At 61.5% G+C, this 20,760-nt stretch carries 17 protein-coding genes; 2 read left to right on the top strand and 15 right to left on the bottom strand.

What is annotated here, in order from left to right; translation table 11 throughout:
* Position 1 precedes the first annotated feature (1 nt).
* Both Q9295_RS10895 and Q9295_RS10900 read right to left on the bottom strand, forming a co-directional pair.
* Positions 2–775: a DUF6478 family protein gene (locus Q9295_RS10895; protein ID WP_306680594.1), complete on the bottom strand. Its 774-nt coding sequence runs from the start codon at positions 773–775 to the stop codon at positions 2–4.
* Between the two features lie 139 nt (positions 776–914).
* Entirely contained in the window at positions 915–1,556 is a 642-nt protein-coding gene (locus Q9295_RS10900; protein ID WP_306680595.1) for a hypothetical protein, read from the bottom strand.
* Positions 1,557–1,936: 380 nt separating this feature from the next.
* Between Q9295_RS10900 and pheT the strand changes: the two genes are divergently transcribed.
* Entirely contained in the window at positions 1,937–4,354 is a 2,418-nt protein-coding gene (gene pheT / locus Q9295_RS10905; RefSeq protein WP_306680596.1) for a phenylalanine--tRNA ligase subunit beta, read from the top strand.
* A 64-nt stretch (positions 4,355–4,418) separates the two neighbouring features.
* Here pheT and Q9295_RS10910 read toward each other — a convergent pair whose 3' ends face one another.
* The 11 genes from Q9295_RS10910 to panB form a co-directional block, all read right to left on the bottom strand.
* Positions 4,419–6,548, bottom strand: coding sequence for a Hint domain-containing protein (locus Q9295_RS10910; protein ID WP_306680597.1), 2,130 nt, complete (start codon positions 6,546–6,548; stop codon positions 4,419–4,421).
* 213 nt (positions 6,549–6,761) lie between these two features.
* Entirely contained in the window at positions 6,762–7,433 is a 672-nt protein-coding gene (locus Q9295_RS10915) for a DUF1523 family protein (RefSeq protein WP_306680598.1), read from the bottom strand.
* Positions 7,434–7,437: 4 nt separating this feature from the next.
* Positions 7,438–7,710: a hypothetical protein gene (locus tag Q9295_RS10920; RefSeq protein WP_306680599.1), complete on the bottom strand. Its 273-nt coding sequence runs from the start codon at positions 7,708–7,710 to the stop codon at positions 7,438–7,440.
* Positions 7,711–9,084 carry a DUF6638 family protein gene (locus tag Q9295_RS10925; RefSeq protein WP_306680600.1) on the bottom strand — a complete coding sequence of 458 codons (1,374 nt, stop codon included), beginning with the start codon at positions 9,082–9,084 and terminating at the stop codon, positions 7,711–7,713.
* The gene (locus Q9295_RS10930; protein ID WP_306680601.1) at positions 9,081–9,791 is read right to left on the bottom strand and encodes a hypothetical protein; all 711 of its coding nucleotides are present in this window, start codon (positions 9,789–9,791) and stop codon (positions 9,081–9,083) included. The genes Q9295_RS10925 and Q9295_RS10930 overlap by 4 nt, the downstream gene beginning before the upstream one ends.
* A gap of 122 nt (positions 9,792–9,913) precedes the next feature.
* Positions 9,914–11,854: an AAA family ATPase gene (locus Q9295_RS10935; protein ID WP_306680602.1), complete on the bottom strand. Its 1,941-nt coding sequence runs from the start codon at positions 11,852–11,854 to the stop codon at positions 9,914–9,916.
* A 103-nt stretch (positions 11,855–11,957) separates the two neighbouring features.
* Positions 11,958–13,085, bottom strand: a complete 1,128-nt coding sequence (locus tag Q9295_RS10940; protein ID WP_306680603.1) for a hypothetical protein — start codon at positions 13,083–13,085, stop codon at positions 11,958–11,960.
* Positions 13,075–13,434, bottom strand: a complete 360-nt coding sequence (locus Q9295_RS10945) for a hypothetical protein (RefSeq protein ID WP_306680604.1) — start codon at positions 13,432–13,434, stop codon at positions 13,075–13,077. Before Q9295_RS10945 ends, Q9295_RS10940 begins: the two co-directional genes overlap by 11 nt.
* A gap of 4 nt (positions 13,435–13,438) precedes the next feature.
* Entirely contained in the window at positions 13,439–14,509 is a 1,071-nt protein-coding gene (locus tag Q9295_RS10950; protein ID WP_306680605.1) for a coiled-coil domain-containing protein, read from the bottom strand.
* Positions 14,510–14,777: 268 nt separating this feature from the next.
* A complete protein-coding gene (gene panC, locus Q9295_RS10955; RefSeq protein WP_306680606.1) occupies positions 14,778–15,617 on the bottom strand; it encodes a pantoate--beta-alanine ligase in 840 nt (279 codons plus the stop codon).
* Positions 15,614–16,444, bottom strand: a complete 831-nt coding sequence (gene panB / locus Q9295_RS10960; RefSeq protein ID WP_306680607.1) for a 3-methyl-2-oxobutanoate hydroxymethyltransferase — start codon at positions 16,442–16,444, stop codon at positions 15,614–15,616. Before panB ends, panC begins: the two co-directional genes overlap by 4 nt.
* Positions 16,445–16,601: 157 nt before the next feature.
* Between panB and Q9295_RS10965 the strand changes: the two genes are divergently transcribed.
* Entirely contained in the window at positions 16,602–16,943 is a 342-nt protein-coding gene (locus Q9295_RS10965; RefSeq protein ID WP_306680608.1) for a cupin domain-containing protein, read from the top strand.
* Positions 16,944–17,011: 68 nt separating this feature from the next.
* Here Q9295_RS10965 and Q9295_RS10970 read toward each other — a convergent pair whose 3' ends face one another.
* On the bottom strand, positions 17,012–17,908 hold the full coding sequence (locus tag Q9295_RS10970) for a L,D-transpeptidase (protein WP_306680609.1): 897 nt from the start codon (positions 17,906–17,908) through the stop codon (positions 17,012–17,014).
* A 326-nt stretch (positions 17,909–18,234) separates the two neighbouring features.
* Positions 18,235–20,733, bottom strand: a complete 2,499-nt coding sequence (locus Q9295_RS10975) for a GcvT family protein (RefSeq protein ID WP_306680610.1) — start codon at positions 20,731–20,733, stop codon at positions 18,235–18,237.
* Positions 20,734–20,760: the final 27 nt, after the last annotated feature.

The following is a 20,760-nucleotide window of genomic DNA, read 5'->3' on the forward strand; positions in this document are numbered from 1 at the left end:
GTTACAACTCCGCTCTCGGCCTGCGGCTGACGGTCACGTCGCGCAGGATGATCTGGTTCATCTCGGGGCCCTCAAAGATCAAATCGAGCCAGAGCTTCTCGACCCGCTTTTCATTGACCTTGGTATAGGCAAGGTCAAATTCGACCATCACCTCGGCTTCATTCAAGGGCAACTCGCGGACGATCTGCTCCACGTTAGGGCCGTGTTTGATGTTTAATCTGGCAAAGATTTCAAGGGGTTTCTCCATCTCTACAATGGCCTCAACCCGGATAAGGTGCCGCAGCTTTAGCCCCTCAGCCGCCTCGGCGGGCAGGTCCAAAACCAAAGACAGAAAGCTGCCGTCAAAGCGAAAGACATCCATCCGAAAGCCGAAAGGTGCGATGTCTTGCTCTTGGGTATTGCGCATCTGCCGCACTGTCAGCTCGGACCGGCGGCAGTCGTGGAAGATGGTCACGCCCTCGCTGATCGCCGCCCGTCCCGGCACAGTCGAGAAGCCCGGCACCGGGATTTGCCCGCGCCAAAGCGGCGGTCGCCAAGCCCAGTCGGTGCCCATTGGTTTACGGATCGCGGTGACGCCGATCACCGGCAGTGCCAAGCGATATTCCGCAGTATGGATCACCCGATCCAACTCACGCCGCAGCTGGCGCGCGCGGCTGCGCAGGGTGCGCAAGGCCGACAGGCTCATCGCGGGAGCCCGGTCCGCAGACTTGCGCCAACGCGCCAGTGCACGCCGGAAAACCAGCAGGTCCAACAGCTTATCAAACCGCCCCGGCATTGTTTTCCTTGACCTGCACCTTCACCAATCGGCCCCATGCCTGCGACCGGATGGAACCTTGCGCCATATCACCGAAAAACCCTTAACAAGCCAAGTCCTTCCCTAGAGAGCGGGCGCAAATCATTGCGCCAGCGCCCGGTTAGGGTGCGGCATTGACCCGCCGCAGGACCGTGATTGCGCGCTCCAAGATCCCGCGCCCCTCGGCCGGCTGCAATCCGCCCTGCCCCGGCGGCGTGACCGAGATCATCACCAAACGCCCCTTCACCCCGAAAGCGCCGCGCCAATAGCCGCCGCTCCGACGATCCTCCAGCCGCATCAAGAAGGCGCCGTCCCAGACCAAGGTCTCGCGCACCGCGACCGAGCTGGCCCGGCCGTCACGCGCCAATGCCGCCCGACCTGCCGGGCTGCGCGCCCATTCCGACAGCGCCCGCGCGCCCGATTGCAGCACCGACGAAGAGCCCTCGGTGCCAAAACTGATCGTCAGCACCGCCGGCGGCACCGGCCTGTCACTGGCGCAGCGCCCGGCAATGATCAGTGCCGCGTCGCCGCCGCCTTGGCTGGCCTTGGGGTCAATGCAATAGCCCGCGGGCACGGCGACCTTCGCAGCCCCTCCCAAGACCGAGCTGACGCCGGACGAGCCGCCTCCCTGCACGCATGCCGCCAAAAGCAGCACCGCCACAAGCGCTTTGCGCGGGGTCAAAATCGGCCATGATCTGGGCACAAGAGGCGCGGCAGTCCGGCGGCTCCAGAGCGCCACCTTAGAAAGCACGGCAATCGCCATGTCACATCTCCCGACAGGCTATCCTTACGCCTCTGGGGATAATCCCCACGCCGCGCCGCCGCAAGACGTTGCAGAGCCGCTAAAGCGCCTACGGCAAAAATGTCTGAGAATAATGGACCCAAAGCGCCAGAAAGCTGCCCCCCATCAAAAGGCAGCGCAGCCACAGCGACATGCCGCGCGGGTGGTCTGGAAGGGCAAGCCATTGGTCCATCCCGAAGGCTTACCACAACATAGGCGACGGAATCGCCCCTCACGACCAAAACAGAACGTTTCCCCAGCCGCACCAATGGCCATATCCCGTCCCGGAACGCCGCGCCGCCCTTTTCCTTTTGCCGCCCATGCGCTATGGGCTTTTGCGTTAGATTCAAGGACCGCCGCAGATGAAATTCACCCTTTCCTGGCTTCACGATCACCTTGAGACCGAGGCCTCTGTCGAGACGCTGACCGAGACGCTGACCGATCTGGGGCTTGAGGTCGAAGGTGTTGCGGATCCCGCCGCCACTTTGGGCGCCTTCCGCATCTGCAAAGTGATCGAAGCCGTGCAGCACCCCAATGCCGATCGGCTGCGGGTTTGCCGCGTGGCAACCTATCCGGGCGGCCCCGGCTCGACGATGGTCGAAGTGCAGGTGGTCTGCGGCGCGCCCAATGCCCGCACCGGCCTTGTCGGCGTTTTCGCCCCCGTCGGCACCCATGTGCCCGGCACGGGCGTTGATCTGAAACCGGGCAATCTGCGCGGCGTGGACTCGAACGGCATGCTCTGCTCTGAGCGTGAGCTGCTCTTGTCCGACGACCATGACGGCATCATCGATCTGCCCGAAGATGCGCCGCTTGGCGCGCGCTTCATCGATTATAAGGGCCTCAACGACCCGGTGATCGAGATCAAGATCACCCCGAACCGCCCCGATGCGCTTGGCATCCACGGCATCGCGCGCGATCTTGCCGCACGCGGCCTTGGCAAGCTGAAGGCTCCGCAACTGCCCGAGATTGCAGGCCACTTCCCCTCGCCCATCAAGGTGGAAATCTCCGATGAGCTGAAGGCCAAAGGCTGCCCGCATTTCGCTGGCCGTCTGATCCGTGGCGTCAAGAACGGCCCCTCGCCCGAGTGGTTGCAGACCCGGCTGAAATCCATCGGTCTGCGCCCGATCTCGACGCTGGTCGACATCACCAACTACTTCACCTTCGCCTATAACCGCCCGCTGCACGTCTTTGACGCCGATAAAGTCGCAGGCGGCGTGCTGCGGATCGCAGCGGCCAAGGGTGGCGAAGAGTTCCTTGCCCTCGACGGCAAGACCTACACCCTCTCCGCCGGTCAAATGGTCATCAGCGATGACAATGGCGTGGAATCCCTCGCCGGCATCATGGGCGGTGAGGCCTCGGGCTGCACCGATGACACTGTCAATGTCTTCTTGGAATCGGCCTTCTGGGATCCGATCACCATCGCCACCACGGGCCGCGCGCTGAAGATCAACTCGGATGCCCGCTACCGGTTTGAGCGCGGCGTCGATCCGGCCTTCACCCTGCCCGGCCTTGATATGGCCGCACAAATGATCGTCGATCTTTGCGGTGGTGAGGCTTCGGCCGTGGTGCAAGACGGTGCCGCCTTGGACACCAAACGCGCCTATAAGCTGAACCCGGCCCGCGTGATCAGCCTTGTCGGCATGGAAATCCCCGAGGCCGAGCAGCGCCAAACGCTGACCGCGCTTGGCTTCCAGATGAACGGCCTCATGGCCACCCCGCCCAGCTGGCGCCCCGATGTGCTGGGCGAGGCAGATCTGGTGGAAGAGGTCGCCCGCATCGCCTCGCTCGCCAAGCTCAAAGGCGCGCCGATGGCCCGCGTGGTGCCGGGCGTGCCGCGCCCGATCCTCACGCCCTTGCAGCAGCGCGAGAAGGCTGCGCGCCGCCAGATCGCGGCTTTGGGCTACAACGAATGCGTGACCTATAGCTTCATCGACAGCAAATCCGCCGCGCTCTTCGGTGGCGGCTCGGATGCGGTGCGGATCGAAAACCCGATCTCGTCGGAGATGAGCCACCTGCGCCCGGACCTCCTGCCCGGCCTTCTGGCCGCTGCCGCCCGCAACCAAGCGCGTGGTTTCATGGATCTGGCCTTGTTCGAGGTTGGCCCGGTCTTCACCGGCGGTGAGCCCGGCGATCAACAGCTGCAAGCCACCGGCATTCTGGTCGGCTCCGCAGCACCGCGCGACACGCATGGCTCGCGCCGCTTGGTCGATGTCTTCGACGCCAAGGCCGATGTCGAGGCGGTGCTCGCCACGCTCGGCGCGCCTGCCAAGGTGCAGATCAGCCGCAAGGTCGCGGGCTGGTGGCATCCCGGCCGCTCGGGCGCGATTGGTCTGGGGCCGAACACCATGGCGACCTTCGGCGAGGTGCACCCCCGCATTCTGGCCGAGATGGATGTCAAAGGCCCGGTCGTGGCCTTCACCGTCCTTATCGCCAATGTGCCGCAGCCCAAGGTGAAAACCCCGACCCGCCCGGCCTTGGCGATTTCGGCCCTGCAAGCGGTGGAGCGTGACTTTGCCTTCGTCGTTGGCGCCGAGGTCGAAAGTCTGACGGCGGTGAATGCCGCCCAAGGTGCCGATAAGGCGCTGATCGAAAGCGTGCGCGTCTTCGACCAATTCACCGGCCCGAAAGCCGAGGCGCAGATGGGTGAGGGCAAGAAGTCCATCGCTTTGACCGTGCGCCTGCAGCCCGGCGAGAAGACCCTCACAGACGCCGAGATCGAGGCCGTATCGGCCAAGATCGTCGAGAAAGTCACCAAGGCGACCGGCGGCACTTTGCGCTAAGCCTGACAGATAAAACGAACAAAGGCCGCCCCAAGGGGCGGCCTTTTGCTTTGCGGCAGATCACTCAGTGCGCCGGTGCAGCTTCGGCGACCAGCAAAAGTTTTGCTTCAAAACTTTTGAGCGTCGGACGGGCGGCCGGGTAGTGCCTCTGTTCGGCAAGCTCGGGGAAAAGCCGCAAGACCTCCTCCCGCGTCGCCTCGCCCATGCCGGCCAAAGTGCGCTCACCAGGCTGGAAGCTCTCGCTCCAAGCGCCATCTGACAGAACCACTTCATGGCGGTCAAAGAGCAAGTGGATGTAGCAAATCTCCTCGGCCGCCAGATCGACCACACCGGGCAGATGCAAAAGATGCTCGGCCTGCACCAACACCTCTTCCGAGCCGAACATCAACGCCGCGCGCGGATCGCAAATCAGCATCCGGTGCTGGCGGCTGACCTTCATATCCCGCTCGGGCAGGCCCTGCCCCAAGGCCCCGGCGCGGATCAAGATCGGATGCAACCGTGGATCTGCCTGCATCTCGGCCAGCCCCAGCTGCTTACGCCCGACCCAGCGCAGCTCTTGCAGCCCGTGATCGCGCGTCATCACCCGGTCGCCAGCCCGCAGGTTCTCCACCCGACGCTCACCACGCTCGCATAGGATTCTGGTGCCACGCGTGAAGCAAGGAATGACCTTCTCGATGTTGCGGAAGGTCATGCTGCCCGAGATTTGACCCTTATCGTCATAGAAGGTCACCGTGCCATTCTCGGGGTTCGTCGGATCATAGGCGACCTTCAACGGGCCAAGCCCGCTCAGATCCAGCACGTCCCATTCGGTCTTGCTTTCCCCGCCATCGATGTACCCACCCGGAGCCCCAAGGAAGGTATCAGTGCCACCGCCGCCATAGATCGCCGCCGCGCCCGAACCGGTGTAGAGGTTGTCGCCCTCACCGCCATAGATCGTATCGCCCGCGCCTGCGGTGATGCTGTCATCGCCCGCACCGGCATAGATCAGATCCGCGCCCTCGCCGCCGATGATGATATCGTCACCCTCGTCAGCATAGATCGTATCTGCGCCGGCCCCGCCATAGATCGTGTCACTGCCCGCACCGGCATAGATCAGATCGCGCCCCTCGCCGCCGCTGATCCAATCCTCACCATCCTCGGCAAGGATCTTGTCATCGCCCGCACCGCCGTCGATGCTGTCATTGCCGGCACCGCCGTAGATCAGATCGTTGCCGGCGCCGCCGTCCAGAGTGTCATCGCCCGCGCCGCCGAAAAGCTGGTCATGCCCCTCGCCGCCGAACAAGAGATCCTCACCGGTCTCGCCAAAGAGGATATCGTTGCCCGCGCCGCCATAGATGGTGTCACGCCCATCGCCCCCAGCCAGCCAATCATTGCCAGCACCGCCGTCAATGCTGTCGTTACCCTCGCCGCCCTCGGCCGTGTCATCGCCTGCGCCTGCGATCAGCGTGTCATTGCCGGTGCCGCCATAAAGGCTGTCATTGCCGTCTTTGGCGTCGATGTAGTCATTGCCGCCGCCGCCATAGAAAAGGTTGGTATAGGCATCGCTGCCAGACCCCATCTGATCAAAGCCAATCAGCGTGTCATCGAAAGCCGAGCCGATGACCCCATCGACCCCGCTTAAGACATCGCCCGCCGCATGGCCGCCGCTGGCGGTCATGTTGCTTAGATTGATCGAAACACCGGCGTCGGAGTCGGTGTAATCCGCAAGATCAAGGCCTTCCGCACCGGTCAGCGTGTCCGCCCCGGACCCGCCCCGCAATGTGTCATCGCCAACACCGCCGTAAAGCGCATCATTGCCGGTGCCGCCGCTTAGAAAGTTGTCTGCGGCATCGCCGGTCAAGGTATCGGCAAAATCCGAACCAATGACATTCTCAACCCCCGAGAGCGTGTCGCTGGCCGCATCGCCACCACTGCCGCGCCCGGTGCTGAGGTTGACATTCACCCCCGCGCCCGAGCTGGAATAATCCGCCGTATCAATGCCATCGCCGCCGAAAAGCCGGTCTGCGCCCGCGCCACCAATCAGCGTGTCATCGCCCGCGCCACCGTAAAGCTGGTCATTGCCGGTGCCGCCATCGAGCACATCATTGCCCGCGCCGCCGTAAAGCGTGTCGCGCCCAGACAGGCCCGAGATGACATCGTTTTCATCCCCACCGTTAAGGGTGTTGTTGCCGCTCGTCCCCGTAATCGTCGTCACTGCCAGACCGCCTCATCCGCAGCGGGTTAATCCCGCCTGCTTCGCTTGCTATTGGTGAATAGATTCTGCCCAAATTATCTTGATATTTAGACATTTAGCGCAGCGCAAGCGAGCGAAACGTCACATTTTTGCGCGCCCCTTGGCAGCGCGTGGATGAGCCTCGTCGCCCAGCCGCCGCATTGCAGAGCGGCCGGGCGCAGATGCCTGCCGCGCTTAACGGCGCGGCTTGCTTTTCCAGCTGCCAAGCCAGCCCGTGAAGCGCCCCCAAGCGCCCCGCGCGCCCGCCGCCGCCTCATCGGCCCGCGCATCCACCCGGTCCCACGCATCACCAGCCCGGTCAAAAGCCGGATCAATCGTGCGCTCTCGGAACTGCAGCCACATGCGGCGGATGAGCAGCAAAATAAAGCCCAGCATCACGAAGAAGAAGATGTTGAACCACGGGATGATCGTCACATCCGGCCCTTCAACTTGCTTCACCCCCACCGCGTTGGGGAAGATGGTGAAAAGCTTGTTGCGCCAGCCGTAATGCGTGATCGACACCCAAACCGGCGCCTGCGCGGTCGAGACCATATCCTTGGCCTTGGTCATCAGCCCCGCGCTATCGACCTTGAAATAGGGCGGCCAGCCCCAGCCGGTATCCTCATTGCGAAACTCCATGGTCTTGCCATCGGGGTAGCGCGCATTGATGAAATAGACATCGCGGCTGGTCGAGTTGACCATGCCAACCTCGGCCCGGCTCCAGAAGATCGAGTTCTCGCCCACATCCACCCGACGGTTCTCGGTGCCGACGATCCGCACGATATCGTGCTGCGGCAAGGTGTAATGCAGAAAGCCGCCCACCAGCAAAAACACCAGCAGCCAGAGGGTCCATTTCACATAACGCATCCGGTCAATCCCAGTTCACATAAAAGAAAATCAGCGAGAAGCCGATCATGGGCAGGATATAGATAAGCCAAAGCAGGCGCTTTTTCAGCCCCCCTTCATAGGCTTTCATCCCCGCCTCGATCCAAGCATCCCGGTCGCCCTGCATCGCATCATGGGCCCAACGCTTCTCCAGCGCTTCGCGTTGCAAGGACCGCCAATAAATGCCGATCAAGACATAGACCACCGTCAGCACCACCATCGCCACCAAAGCAAGCCGCAGCCAGCCAAGGATCATCATCTACCGCCCTCCCCAAGGTCCAACCGCAGCGCCCCGGTTCAACGGCCCGGTGCCGCGCAAGGCCCAGGAAGCCGCACCGCCCGAGGTTGGAGCCAAGTCATCCATCCCCGGCTCCGCCCCAAACAACGCCTGCCGCGCGCCTTCTCGGTCCAGCTGATACTCGCGGGCAAGGAAATCCGCCACATAGGTCTTTTTGGCCTCATTCCAGCCCGCGTAATCTTCGTAAAACCGCTCCTTATGGGTGATGAACAACTGCCGCACATCCATCGGCGCCAGCTCAGCCAGCAGCATATTCACCAAATCCCGGTCCCGACCCGGCCTTGCCCGCAACGTATAGAAATAGGCCGGATGCTCGCTGGAAATTCGCGGCCAATCGCCCGCGCCTTCCACCCAGCGCAGCATCTCGGCCAGCCCGAGGAACTCGGCGGGCAGGCCCGCGCCCAAGCGGTAAGCCAATTTCCGCAGCTCCCCCCGTCGCGCATCGCCCATCGCAAGGCCCAGCCGGTCCGCCGCATCGACAAGGATGAAATCCATCTTCTGGCGCAAGATCGCGCCCGCATCCGCGCCCCGCGCCTGCACGATCGGCTCGACCAGCTGATTGCGCGCCAGCCAATCGGCAATCTGGTTGCGATGGCTGAAATCCATCACCTCCGCCGCGGGCATCGCCCCAAGACTGCCAAGGCTTTGCCGCGCGATCACCGCCGGCTTCGGCATATCACGAAACACATAGATGCCGCCGAAATGGCTGGTCCAGAAATTGCCCTGCTCAAAGCTCATCGCCGGCAGGCTGATCGGCACCCGCGTCACATCGCCCGTCTTGCGGGCCAGAGCAATCATCTCAGCAATCAGCGCCTCATCGCGCCAGCCCTCGGGCTCGCCGCGAAACCGCTCGATCAGCTTGGCCAGCTTGCCCGCATCGGCCACATGGCCGCCAATCGTATCGGCCTCGACCGTGACCTGCCGAATGTCAAAAAGCCGCGCCGGACTGTCGACCGTATAGACCGAGCCTTGCAGCTCTCCCGCCACCACATCCCGCGCGGTCAGCGCAAAAAGCTGCGCCTCATTGCGGGCGATGAATTGGTTCAGGATCCCACGCGAGGTGGAGAATTTGATATTGAGCAGCGGCGCATCCTTCTGCGCCGTCGAGAGCAAAATAAACTGCCGATTGGCCCCGGTCGGGTTAAGGTAAAACCGATCCCCCAACTCATCCCCAATCTCCGGCGAAAACCCCGAAAGATCGATATGGAAATCGCTAAGCGTGGTTTCCCTGCCCGTGAGATGCCTCAGCGCCCGATTATACCGCGCAACGAGTTGCGGCGAGGAAACTTCGATGAGATTGCCAAACATAAGGCCGCGGGAGATGAGGTGTTTCATGTGTTACCCTCACTCGGACGCCAATAATCTCCATCTATAATCTTACCAATCTCAGAAATAGCCTCTTCAATAGGAACTCTTGAGAAAAACTCACGACCACTCGGAGACAAAAACTCTTTTAGCTCTGCGATACCAACCATCATCGCTTTAAGTTGATCGAAACCAAAATCCCTTTTTGGATAGGATGTTATGTGACCGCTCGACTTCAGGCCTGCCAACTCGCGACAATTTTCAATAATGACCTGACAAACGAAAGAGTAAAGTGCGTCCCCTGTTTTCCGTGTGTTCTGGTGATAGTAAAGCTCTTGCCGTCCTTTGGTTCGACCGCCAGAGCTGTTTGGAACACTAAATGGCCACGTTTCGAAATTATACGACGCTAGGAAATCAACCATTGCTTCCGCTCTTTGTGCGAGCAGAATCGCATTCTCTTTTTGAAGCTCCGCCGCTTCGTCTCGCTCAGACCGGTCAGCCTGCACCTTCATCGACCTCGCCATATCTTGGGTGGCCTGTCGTTGCTGCCGGATTTCTTCCCGCGTCGCCTGAAGTTCTTCGCGCTGGTACCTAAGCTGCGTTGCTTGGAGAGAAACCGTCACAATCACCCAAATGAATGCCAGACTTCCCGCCAAACCAGCGAGGGCGTCCCCGATTTCATTGGGCCGGGCCGCAATAAAATCGTGCCATTTGACAACGCAGTTCTCGCCGAACATCAGCGATGTCTCGCAGACAGGCGTTAGAGACAAGAGGACCACCGGAACTACGACGAGTGCGGAAGCGACCCACCCCCAAACCACTGGATTTTTCCAGAACGAAGTTTTCGGCTGTTCCTCCCTCACCCCCGCCCCTCCAAATACCGCTTCTTCGCCGCTTCCATCCGCTGCATATCCCGCACGGCGGCCTCAATCGCCACCTCATCCGATTTATCGCCATAGCGGAACTCGGAATCGGCGTAGCGGTTGATCTCTTGCACCACCATCTCCACCGTGATCGGCTGCATCAAGCCTTTGATCATCGCCAGTTTCTCGTCATAGTCCTTAAAAAGGAACAGATCCGGCTCCTCCATCCACGCATCCGGCAGCTCAAAATCCATCGCCCGCACCTTCACCGCATCGGTGATGTTCTTGATCGCCCGCCCGGTGAAGCGCTCATCCGCCTGCTGGATCGCCTTCAGATAGGTGCCGATCTTGGCGATCGTATCCAAAGGCCCAAGCTCTGCCGCGACCTTTTCCCAGACCCGCATCAGCCCCGCTTCCTGAGGCCGCGCATGGCCCTCAAAGCTGGCCGCCACCGCCTTTTTAATCTCTTGCGCGGCGAAAAGATCATGGCTTCCCAAGGGGATCGCATGGTTCTTGCCTAAGAGAAGCGAGAGGATATCGATGTAATCCTCGCGGCTTTGCGGCCCATCGACCAAGAACCGCGCCCCAGCCCGCTGACGCAAAGCGTCATCCACATTCTCCGGGTAGTTCGAGAACATCCCGAAGGTGCAATTGCCGCGCACCACCGTCCCCGCCCCGGCAAAGGCCTGCATGAAAACCGCCGTCACCTCTTGCTGCCCCGCGCTGGACTGTCGGTCGCCGCGCTTGCCCGCCACTTGGTCGATGTCATCGATGGTGCCAAAGCCGATCACCGAAGGGTCCAGCACCGCATCGATAAAGGCCTTCGCATTCTGCCCCGACTTGCCCTGATAGCTATCTATCTGATCAATCGAGAAATTCTGATAGCGGAACGGATAGCCCGCGACCTTGCAATAACCATCCAGCAAGCCCGCCATCATCTGGATCAGCGTGGTCTTCCCTGTCCCCGGCTTGCCATCCCCCATAAAGGTAAAGATGAAACCACCCAGCTCGGCAAAGGGATTGAGCTTACGCTCAAAATCATAGGCCATCAGCATCTTCGCCAACCGCAGGCTTTGATATTTGGCGATATGGTTGCCCACCACCTCATGCGGTTTTTTGAAAGCCATGGCGATCTGGCCGCCCTTCGCCGCCTTCGCAGGTTTAAAGCCCGCGATCACCAGCCCATCCGCCTCAACCTTCCAAGTGCCTGAGGTAAAAGACGACAGCCAAGCCCCCCCGGCTGTCCCCGCCTCCGCCCGCAACTGCACCTGCGCCATCAAAGCCTCGGCAAAGGCGGAAATCGCCGCCACCAGCCGCGCATCATCCGAAGCTAAGGCGGCAATGTCTTGGTCCAACTCCCAAAGCGCGCCTTGCAAAGCCAAGGGCGCGTTGTCGGTCAAAACCTCCTCCACCGCACCCAGCTCAACCGATTGCGCCCCCAGATGCGGTGCGATCAAATAGGCCGTGGCATTGGCAAAGGTGAAAAGCACCACCAAAGCCTCGGCCTGTAACAAAGCGCCAAATTCCGCCCGCCGCGCCTCGGCCAAGCGGCCCTCAAGATTGGCCCGCTTCAACTCGGCCAATCCCGATTGCGCGGCAAATGTCTCGCCCATCGCCAAAGCAATCGCCAAAGCCCGCCGCAACGCATTCAGCGCCGCCGCCTGCTCGGGCGACAAAAGCCCATCCGACAGGCCCTCCACCCGCTCGGCAATCCGCACCCCACCCGGCCGCGCCGTCGATCGCGCCGCCATCCCCGGCACAGTCGAGCGGAACCGCGGCCGCGCCCCCAGCCCCGGCGAGCGCTCCGCCCCCCCCACAACCTCCAAAGGCCTCGCCAGCCGCGGCGCGTGATCAAAGCCCGAGATCAGAGCCAAAGCCGCCTCATACTGGCCCCGGATCGCCTCTTCCTTCAGCTCCATCATATCGCGCGCAACCATCGCCTCACCCTTTCATCTTGATCTAAATACTCTGGGGGGCGCGGGGGGCTGCCCCCCCGCCTTAAAACCGTGGTGCGGGGGGCTGCCCCCCCGCCCTTCACACTCACCGCCCCGGGATCAACCGCCCCCCAGCCCCCACGATAAACTTGCGAAGCCCCTGAAATCCCACGGGATCTTGCTCCACCATCACCTGATAGGGCCGCTCGGGCAGGATGATCATCCGCTCCAGCGCCGTCACCCCGGTCTCTGCCCCGGTAAACTCATCCAGCTTGAACACCTGCCGCAGGCGCGAGGAAAACCAGCCCTCTTTCACCACCTCTTCCCGGTCCGAGAGCAAATCCTCGACCGTCCAAACCAACGCCCAATCCTGCCCATCGGGCGCGCGCGCATCGATCAACACCTGACTGATCGGGCCCGATTGCAGGGTGAAGCTTGATGAATACATCGGCCCCAAGGTGATCCGCCGCAGGCGTTTGGGGTGCAGAGCGTCGAAATCAGCGTCAAAGCCGGTGGCGATGGTCAAAAGCTTCAACCCCGCCACCGATTGCGCCAAGATCTTCTGCTGCACCGCAGGCCAACGGTCTTCATCCGTCGGCAAAGGCTTTTTGCCGGAATCTTCCACATCCAGCAGATAAACCACCGGCAGATTGGTGCCCGAATCCCAAACCGCCCAATGGATCAGATACTTACGCCGCGCGCCCGCCTGGCCCAGCCATTGCGCATCCGGATCATTACGCAGCCAGAAAAGCCCACCGGCCTGCAAAGCCTCATAATACAGCCGCTGCGACAAAGCGTATTGCAGCCCCACCGGCAGCTTCAGATCACTAAGGATCACCCGCAGCATCCGGTCCTTCAGCTCCGCCTCCGAGCCGATGCCGCCCAGATGCTTCGCCGCCTGCTGCGCATCCACCGCCATCAGCATCAACTCTTGCGCCACCGGAAAGCCGCTCTCATGCCGGTCGATGGTCAGCCGCGAGGCCGCTTCGGCCTTGCCGGTCATCAAATATTTGTGGTTCAGCGCCCGAAAAGTCGCCACCACCCCCGCGACATAGCCGCCCAAAATGCGCGCCTCGACGCGAGAAAGCGTGCCCTCCTGCTCCAATTCGGCGGCAACCTTGGCAAGATAGCCGCCAATGGTCTGGAATTTGGCGAAATAGCGTCGCGCGACGATGGCGTCGTAAAGCTCTGTATGGTCCGAGGTCAGGGCCTCTTTGACGCTGCTATCTTGCATCCCTGCTTAGGCCTTCTTCATCCACCCAAAACCACCAGCGCAACCAAGCCCGGCGCAAGGCAAACTGCCGCAAAGCACCGCCGGGAATGCCGGCATGAAACATCGCTGCATGCCACGGCCGCATCAGCCCGAAGACCAAGGCCCCCATGGCGCCAAAGCCGATCAGCCCCATCGAGGCCCAAGCCATCAGCGCCTCAAACCCGCCGCCCCGATCCGCCCCGCCGCTCATCGCGCCCGAGACGGCAGCGGTGATAACCGCCAAAACCATGCCAAGCGCGAAGGCGCCAAGGCCCAGCCGCCAAGCCTTGGCCCTTTGCGCTTGCAGCCCGGCCGATGGCACCCGAGCCATGGCCTCAGCCGCCGTAAGAGTTGCGGTCGTGCTTTTCCACGATCGCGGCAAAACGGCGGGCAAAGCGCTCATCTGCCTTGGCTTTGTCCTCCAAGATCTTGCGGGCAAAGACCATCTGGCCCTCATGCGCCTCTAGCATATCGGCCATTTTGGCATTGGTCGCGGCACCGATCCCGGCCATCGCGGCCTGCGCCTCTTGGTCGGTCTTCACGCCGATCTCGTTGATCCGGTGCGCCACATCTTGCTGCTGCGCCGTCTTCAAAGACGAGGTCAAAGCGTCATACAGCACCACGCGCTGCTTAGTGTCGGTTTGCAGTTTGTTGATCAGCACCAACTGGGTCGCGGCTTGGTTGGTCAAGGAATCCACCCAAGTCTTGCCCTTCTCAATATAGCGCTCCAGCGTCTGGCTGCGGGCCAGCTTCACCTGCTCATCCTGCACGAGTGCATTGTGTTTGGCGTTCTCCAAAGCCAACTCGGTCTCAAGCTTGGTGCGCGCCGCCGCATCGGTTTCCACCGCGATCTTATTTTCCAACTCAATCAGCTTTGGGTCCATCGCCGCGATCTGGTCGCGCACCGATTGCAGCGCGCCAACCGTTGCCTCTCGGTCGGTCAGAGTGCCGGAAAGATTGGCCTCAACCTTGGCCTTTTGGCCATTCAGCAGATCCAACTGGCCCTGCAACAGCCTGACGATCACATCCGATTTCGCGATCAGATCTTGCAGCTTGTCATCGATCGAAGCATCGCGCAGCCGCTCTTGCCGCAGGCTTTCGGACTTGCCGCGCGAGAAAATCCCGATGAAGCTTTCCCAGCCGGTTTTCGACCGCATCTCGTCGAAATCTTTGGAAAATCCGGCCGTTACATCATCAAGCCCCATGATCAGCTCGGCGATATTGGCGTTCATCACCTCGGTGTGCTTATGCACATCCTCCAGCGTGGCATTCTCGACATCCAATGAGGCCGCCGCATCCAAATTGACCCGCGAGCGTTCAATCGTCTCGGTGATGGCGGTGATTTTGGCCTGCGCCTCGGCCACTTGGGCTTGGCTTTGCTTAATCTGAGTCTCGAAATCGGCCATCGCGCACTCCGTTGTTCAATCATCAAGAGATATGAATGTAATGACCCATTACATCCCCCGTCAGCGGGAATTTTTAACGCCCTGCGTCACAAACAAAGGGCAAAATCCCCAAGGCACAGCCCGATCCTGCCGCAGCACGGCCTTTGCGCCAAGCGACAAATGCAGTCATGTCAAAAGACCCCTGCGGCCAGCAGATCGCAAAAAGGCCCCGCGCGAGCAGGGCCTTGCTTCCTCTTTCAAACGCCGTAGCGCGCCAAAGCGCTCCCGGTCAGACCGGAATATTATCGATCAGCCGCACGCCATCGATCCAAGCCGCCGCCAACATCCGCCGAGGCCGCGCCGGATCGTCCGAGGGCATCAGCGTGCCGGCATCGCGCAGTTCGATATATTCCACCCGCTCAAAGCCCGCATTGCGCATCGCTTCGGCCGCCTCGCGGATCGCCATCCGGTCCGATTGCCCGGCGCGAATGTCAGCCGCCGAGGCCGTCAAAGCGCTATAGAAGACCGGAGCCTTCGCCCGCCCTTCCGGCGTCAGCCGCACATTGCGCGACGACATCGCCAGACCATCCGCCTCGCGCACCGTCTCGCAACCGATGATCTCAATTGGCAGGTTCAAATCGCGCACCAGTGCCAGAACCACTTGCAATTGCTGCCAATCTTTCTGGCCGAAGTAACCGCGATCGGCCAAGGTCATGCCGAAAAGCTTGGTCACCACCGTGGCCACGCCATCGAAATGCCCGGGCCGCATCCGGCCCTCCAAAGGCTCGGCCACGCCCGAGACCGAGACCTTCGACACAAAGCCCTCGGGGTAGACCTCAGCCGGGGTTGGCGCGAAAAGCAGATCCGCTGGCACCGTCGCCAGCAAAGCCGCATCGGCCTCTTCGCTGCGCGGATATTTCTTCAGATCCTCGGGATTGTTGAACTGCATCGGGTTCACGAAGATCGTGGTGATCACCCGGTCACATTCTGCCCGCGCGCGCCGCACAAGGCTTAGATGCCCTTCATGCAAAGCGCCCATGGTCGGCACCACGCCGATGGTTTCGCCCGCCGCTTTCCAGCCGCGCGCAAGGGCGCGCAACTCGGCAACCGTCCGAAGGATAGGAGTCATTTCTTTACCGGCAGTTCATCAGGGAAGGAATGTTCCGCCGCCGGGAAGGCGCGGGCACGCACATCGGCGGCATAGGCGGCAATCGCCTCATCGGCGGCTTTGCCCAGCTCGGCATAGCGTTTGACGAATTTCGGGCGGAAGTCGGTGAAAAGCCCCAGCATGTCATCGACAACCAAGACCTGCCCATCGCAATGCACCCCGGCGCCGATGCCGATGGTGGGGATGCTGAGGCGTTCGGTGACGCGGCGCGACAGCCCCTCGGGCACCTTCTCCAATACCACCGAGAAGGCACCGGCGGCTTCCACCGCCAAAGCATCCGCCATGACCTTTTCGGCCTCAGCCGCGCGGCCCACGACTTTATAACCGCCAAGCGTGTTCACCGCCTGCGGGGTCAGGCCGATATGCGCCATCACCGGCACACCGCGCGCCGTCAAAAACGCAATGGTTTCGGCCATATGTTGGCCGCCTTCCAGCTTCACACAAGGCGCGCCGGTCTCGGCCATCAGCCGCGCCGCATTGCGGTAGGCCTGCTGCGGACTTTCTTCATATGAGCCAAAGGGCATATCGATGATCGGCATCGCCTTTTGCGTGCCGCGCACCACCGCTTGGCCGTGCAGGATCATCATCTCCATCGTCACGCCAAGGGTCGAGGGCAGGCCGTGGATCACCATGCCGACCGAATCCCCCACCAGAACCATGTCACAATGGGCATCGACCAGCCGGGCCACCGGCGTCGAATAGGCGGTCAGCACCACCAAAGGTGCGCCGCCTTTGCGGGCCAAAATATCAGGCGGCAGCACCGGCCTGACGGGAGAGGTGGCGCTCATGGCAGGCCCTTCCATACGAAAACTGCGTATAATTAGTGCATAGCACAGGGGGGCTTGCAAGGCGATAGCGCCGCAGTGCAGCACAGATGCGCCTGCGGTGAGCCCTTGACGCTGCGGCCTGACTTCGCGGTAATAGCTGCGAATGAAAGGAAATCTCATGTCGCTGCTGCAACGCGTTGCCCAAGAGGGCGTCACCCCTGAAGTCACCCGCCCCGCTGCCGAGCTGGTCATCTCGGGCGATTCCGTCCACACCACTTGGAGCCTTGAAGAGACCGATGGGCTTTACTCGGGCATGTGGCAGGCCACCCCCGGCAAGTGGAAGGTCGATTACGCCGAATGGGAATATGTCTATATTCACAAAGGCCATTCGATCATCACTGATGAGGCGGGCAAAGAAACCCATCTGCGCGCGGGTGACAGCTATATCATCCGGCCCGGCCTGAAAGGCACTTGGGAGGTGGTTGAGACCACGCTGAAGGATTATGTCATCCGCGAGTGATCGCCGCGATGATCGCATAAAAAAGGCCGCCCAAGGGCGGCCTTTTTTACTTTGGAATGGCGACAGGCTCAGCCCGCAACGTCGCTGGCCTCTCCGGCCAGAACGATCTCTTCCAACTCCAGCGCCGGGCAATCTTCTTCCAAAATGCCCTGACGGCGGCATTTGCGCAGATGCTTTTCCTTGGCAGCCTCGGCAGCCACCCGGTCGCTCTCGAACTTGGCGGCGATCTTGGCCTCATCCTCGGCGCGCTTGCGCTCGTTCTCGGGGGTGGCAGGGACCACGCGGCCGAAAGCGTCATCCATATAGGGACCTTCGATGGCCAGGCTCTCCGCCTCGGTGCGCACCTTCACCTTGGTGCCATTGCTGGCCTTCTCAAAGAGATCGATGGCATCTTGGTTGAAGAGCCGGATGCAGCCGGCGCTGGTGGCGCGACCGACGCTGGCATTGTCGATGGTACCGTGGATGCGGAACATCGTGTCACGACCACCGCGATAAAGATAAAGCGCCCGCGCGCCCAAGGGATTCTCCAACCCGCCCGGCAGACCACCGGCGTATTGGGCATACATATCGGGCTGGGTGCGGATCATATTCTGCGTCGGGGTCCAGCTTGGCCATTGCGCCTTGCGGCCCAGATAGCCGTTGCCGCGGAAGTTGATGCCTTCACGGCCCACGGCAATGCCGTAGCGGGTTGCGGTGCCATCGCCATGCACCCAGTAAAGCTTGCGCGCATAGGTATCGACCACGATCGAATTGGCCGGATCATCGGCCGTATAGGGCACGACGGTCTTCACATTGCCTTCGATCAGATAGCGCGGATCGACCGCCGGGATCAGATATTCGCCATCCTGCACCGCTTCATAGCCGGCGACAGAGGTGGGCGGAGCCTCTTGCGTGGTCCGAGGGCCGCAGGCCGCAAGGACAGGAAGCACGAAAAGCGCGGCAAGGCGCAGGGCAAAGCTGTTCACGATAGGACTCGATGCTTGCAACGGGAATGACGAAGGCACCTTGGCCCCGAGCGCCCCCCCTGCGTCAAGACCAGTTTTGCAGTTTTCCCCATGATGCGCCGCGGAATCCCCGCAATTGCCCCGCCTGACGCGGCTTGCTTGCAAAATGACGCCGAAGTGATGCAGGCGCGATGACAGGAAATCGCCGAAACCCGGGAGAACTTGGCGCCAACGAATCCCCCCGCCTCCAATAAAAAGAGCCCACCGCTGCCGGGAGGCCCAAAAATCTTGCAAGATTTTTGAACGGAGCCTTTGCAGGCTCCGTCCGATCTTTTCACAAAGATCGGTCAGCCGTCGATGCGGATGCGCGCGTTTGACGGGTCGAAGGGGCTGTCTTCCACCACCACCGCATCCCATTCCTCGCGCAGCATCTTCACCTTCAGCTTGGTGCCGACCTCGGCCAGATCGGGGCGCACATAGCCCATGCCGATCTGCTTGCCGAAAGCCACCGAATAGCCGCCCGAGGTCAAACGCCCAACCTTCTCGCCATTGACCAGCAGCGCCTCCTTGCCCCAAGGATCGGCATCCGCCGGACCGTCGATCAGCACGGTGACGCATTTCGACCGGATGCCGGTCTCCAGCATCTTGGCCTTGCCGCGGAAGTCTTTGTTCAGGTCCACAAAGCGGTCCAAAGCGGCTTCCAGCGGGGTCGCATCACGCCCCAACTCATTGCCAAAGGCGCGGTAGCTCTTTTCTTGACGCAACCAGTTCTGCGCCCGCGCGCCCACGCCCTTCAGCCCATGCTTCTCACCCACGGACCACAGAAGATCCCACAGGTAGCGGCCAAATTCGATCGGGTAGTGCAGCTCCCAACCGAGTTCCCCGGTATAAGCCACCCGGATCGCGCGCACCGGGCACATCCCGAGCTCAATGTCGCGATAGCTGAGCCAGGGGAAGCGCTTGTTGCCCAGAACCGTCGCCGGATCGGCATCTTTGACGAGATCCTTCAGCAAAGCCCGCGCATTCGGGCCTGCCAAGGCAAAGACACCCCATTGCGTGGTCACATCATGGATATCGAGATAGCCGCCGCCATCCGCCATCCAATCATCCGCGCATTTTTGCAAGAAATCATAGTCATAGGCGGTCCAAGCCCCGGCCGAGATGAGGTAATACTCATTCTCCTTCAACCGCACGATGGTATATTCCGTGCGCGTCGTCCCGGCTTCCGTCAATGCATAGGTCAGGTTGATCCGACCGACATTCGGCAGCTTGTTGCAGGTGAAGTGATCCAAGAAGGCCGTCGCCCCCGGCCCACGCAGCAAATGCTTGGTGAAGGCCGAGGCATCAATTACCCCAACCGTATTGCGCACCGCCTCGGCTTCCGCCTTGGCATAGGGCCACCAAGTGCCACGGCGGAAGGACCGCCCGTCATGGTCAAAGCCTTGCGGCGCGTCTTTCGGGCCGTAATAGTTCGGGCGCTCCCAACCATTCACTTGGCCCATCTGCGCGCCCATCTCTATCTGGCGATCATAGGCCGGAGCGGTCCGGAGCGGGCGGCAATCTTCGCGCTCTTCATCGGGGTGGTGCAGGATGAAGACGTGGTTGTAGCACTCTTCATTCTTGCGCGCGGCATATTCCGTGGTCATCCACGCGCCGTAGCGCTTGGGATCAAGCGAGGCCATGTCGATCTCGGCCTCGCCTTCGGTCATCAGCTGCGCCAGATAATGCCCGGTGCCGCCGGCGGCGGTGATGCCAAAGCTGAAACCTTCCGCCAGCCACATATTGCGCAGACCCGGCGCCGGGCCCACCAGTGGGTTGCCATCCGGCGTATAGCAGATCGGGCCGTTGAAATCGTCCTTCAGACCCACGGTCTCGGACGAGGGCAGACGGTGGATCATCGACATATATTCCGCCTCGATCCGCTCCAGATCCAGCGGGAAGAGGTCCGCCCGGAAGCTGTCCGGCACGCCATATTCGAACCGCGCCGGGGCGCCATATTCATAAGGCCCAAGGATCCAGCCGCCGCGCTCTTCGCGCACATACCATTTGGCATCGGCATCGCGCAAAACCGGGTGCTCGCCATGGGTCTTGCGGTATTCCACCAGCATCGGATCGGGCTCGGTCACGATATATTGGTGCTCGACCGGGATCGCCGGGATCTTGATGCCCAAAAGCTTCGCCGTGCGCTGCGAATGGTTGCCCGTCGCGGTCACCACATGCTCGGCATGAATCTCATATTTCTCTTCCGAAGGCAGCAGCATGCCGCCGCGCTCTTCCATCCGGGTGACCGAAACGATCCATTCCGAGCCGGTCCAGCGATAAGAATCCACTTGGATCTTCCGCTCAATCGTCACGCCATGCTGGCGCGCGCCTTTGGCCATCGCTTGGGTCACATCGGCGGGGTTGATGTAGCCATCCTGCGGGTGGAACAAGGCGCCCTTCAGATCATCGGTGCGCAGAAGCGGCCAACGCTCTTTCATCTCAGCCGGGGTCAGGAACTCATGATAGACCCCGGCGGTTTCCGCCACCGAGGAATAGAGCATATATTCATCCATCCGGTCTTGGGTCTGCGCCATCCGCAGGTTGCCCACCACCGCGAAACCAGCGTTCAAGCCGGTCTCTGCCTCCAGCGATTTGTAAAAATCGACCGAGTATTTGTGGATATGGGTCGTCGCATAAGACATGTTGAACAGCGGCAAAAGCCCCGCCGCATGCCAAGTCGAGCCGCTCGTCAACTCATCGCGCTCGACCAGCATCGTGTCCCAGCCGGCCTTGGCAAGGTGATAGGCAATGCCCGTCCCCACTGCGCCACCGCCCACCACAAGCGCCTTCACATGCGTCTTCATTGTCCGACTCCCGGGAAAATCTTTGGC

The sequence above is a fragment of the Pseudogemmobacter lacusdianii genome (assembly GCF_030848395.1).
Taxonomy (GTDB): Bacteria; Pseudomonadota; Alphaproteobacteria; order Rhodobacterales; family Rhodobacteraceae; genus Pseudogemmobacter; species Pseudogemmobacter lacusdianii.

Excerpts from the sequence above, each read along its gene's own strand:
- panC (WP_306680606.1), bottom strand. The coding sequence starts at position 15,617 with ATGACTCCTATCCTTCGGACGGTTGCCGAGTTGCGCGCCCTTGCGCGC.
- Q9295_RS10935 (WP_306680602.1), bottom strand. The coding sequence starts at position 11,854 with ATGGTTGCGCGCGATATGATGGAGCTGAAGGAAGAGGCGATCCGGGGC.
- pheT (WP_306680596.1), top strand. The coding sequence starts at position 1,937 with ATGAAATTCACCCTTTCCTGGCTTCACGATCACCTTGAGACCGAGGCC.
- Q9295_RS10945 (WP_306680604.1), bottom strand. The coding sequence starts at position 13,434 with ATGGCTCGGGTGCCATCGGCCGGGCTGCAAGCGCAAAGGGCCAAGGCT.
- Q9295_RS10920 (WP_306680599.1), bottom strand. The coding sequence starts at position 7,710 with ATGATGATCCTTGGCTGGCTGCGGCTTGCTTTGGTGGCGATGGTGGTG.
- Q9295_RS10895 (WP_306680594.1), bottom strand. The coding sequence starts at position 775 with ATGCCGGGGCGGTTTGATAAGCTGTTGGACCTGCTGGTTTTCCGGCGT.
- panB (WP_306680607.1), bottom strand. The coding sequence starts at position 16,444 with ATGAGCGCCACCTCTCCCGTCAGGCCGGTGCTGCCGCCTGATATTTTG.
- Q9295_RS10900 (WP_306680595.1), bottom strand. The coding sequence starts at position 1,556 with ATGGCGATTGCCGTGCTTTCTAAGGTGGCGCTCTGGAGCCGCCGGACT.
- Q9295_RS10940 (WP_306680603.1), bottom strand. The coding sequence starts at position 13,085 with ATGCAAGATAGCAGCGTCAAAGAGGCCCTGACCTCGGACCATACAGAG.
- Q9295_RS10930 (WP_306680601.1), bottom strand. The coding sequence starts at position 9,791 with ATGTTCGGCGAGAACTGCGTTGTCAAATGGCACGATTTTATTGCGGCC.
- Q9295_RS10950 (WP_306680605.1), bottom strand. The coding sequence starts at position 14,509 with ATGGCCGATTTCGAGACTCAGATTAAGCAAAGCCAAGCCCAAGTGGCC.
- Q9295_RS10975 (WP_306680610.1), bottom strand. The coding sequence starts at position 20,733 with ATGAAGACGCATGTGAAGGCGCTTGTGGTGGGCGGTGGCGCAGTGGGG.
- Q9295_RS10965 (WP_306680608.1), top strand. The coding sequence starts at position 16,602 with ATGTCGCTGCTGCAACGCGTTGCCCAAGAGGGCGTCACCCCTGAAGTC.
- Q9295_RS10915 (WP_306680598.1), bottom strand. The coding sequence starts at position 7,433 with ATGCGTTATGTGAAATGGACCCTCTGGCTGCTGGTGTTTTTGCTGGTG.
- Q9295_RS10925 (WP_306680600.1), bottom strand. The coding sequence starts at position 9,084 with ATGAAACACCTCATCTCCCGCGGCCTTATGTTTGGCAATCTCATCGAA.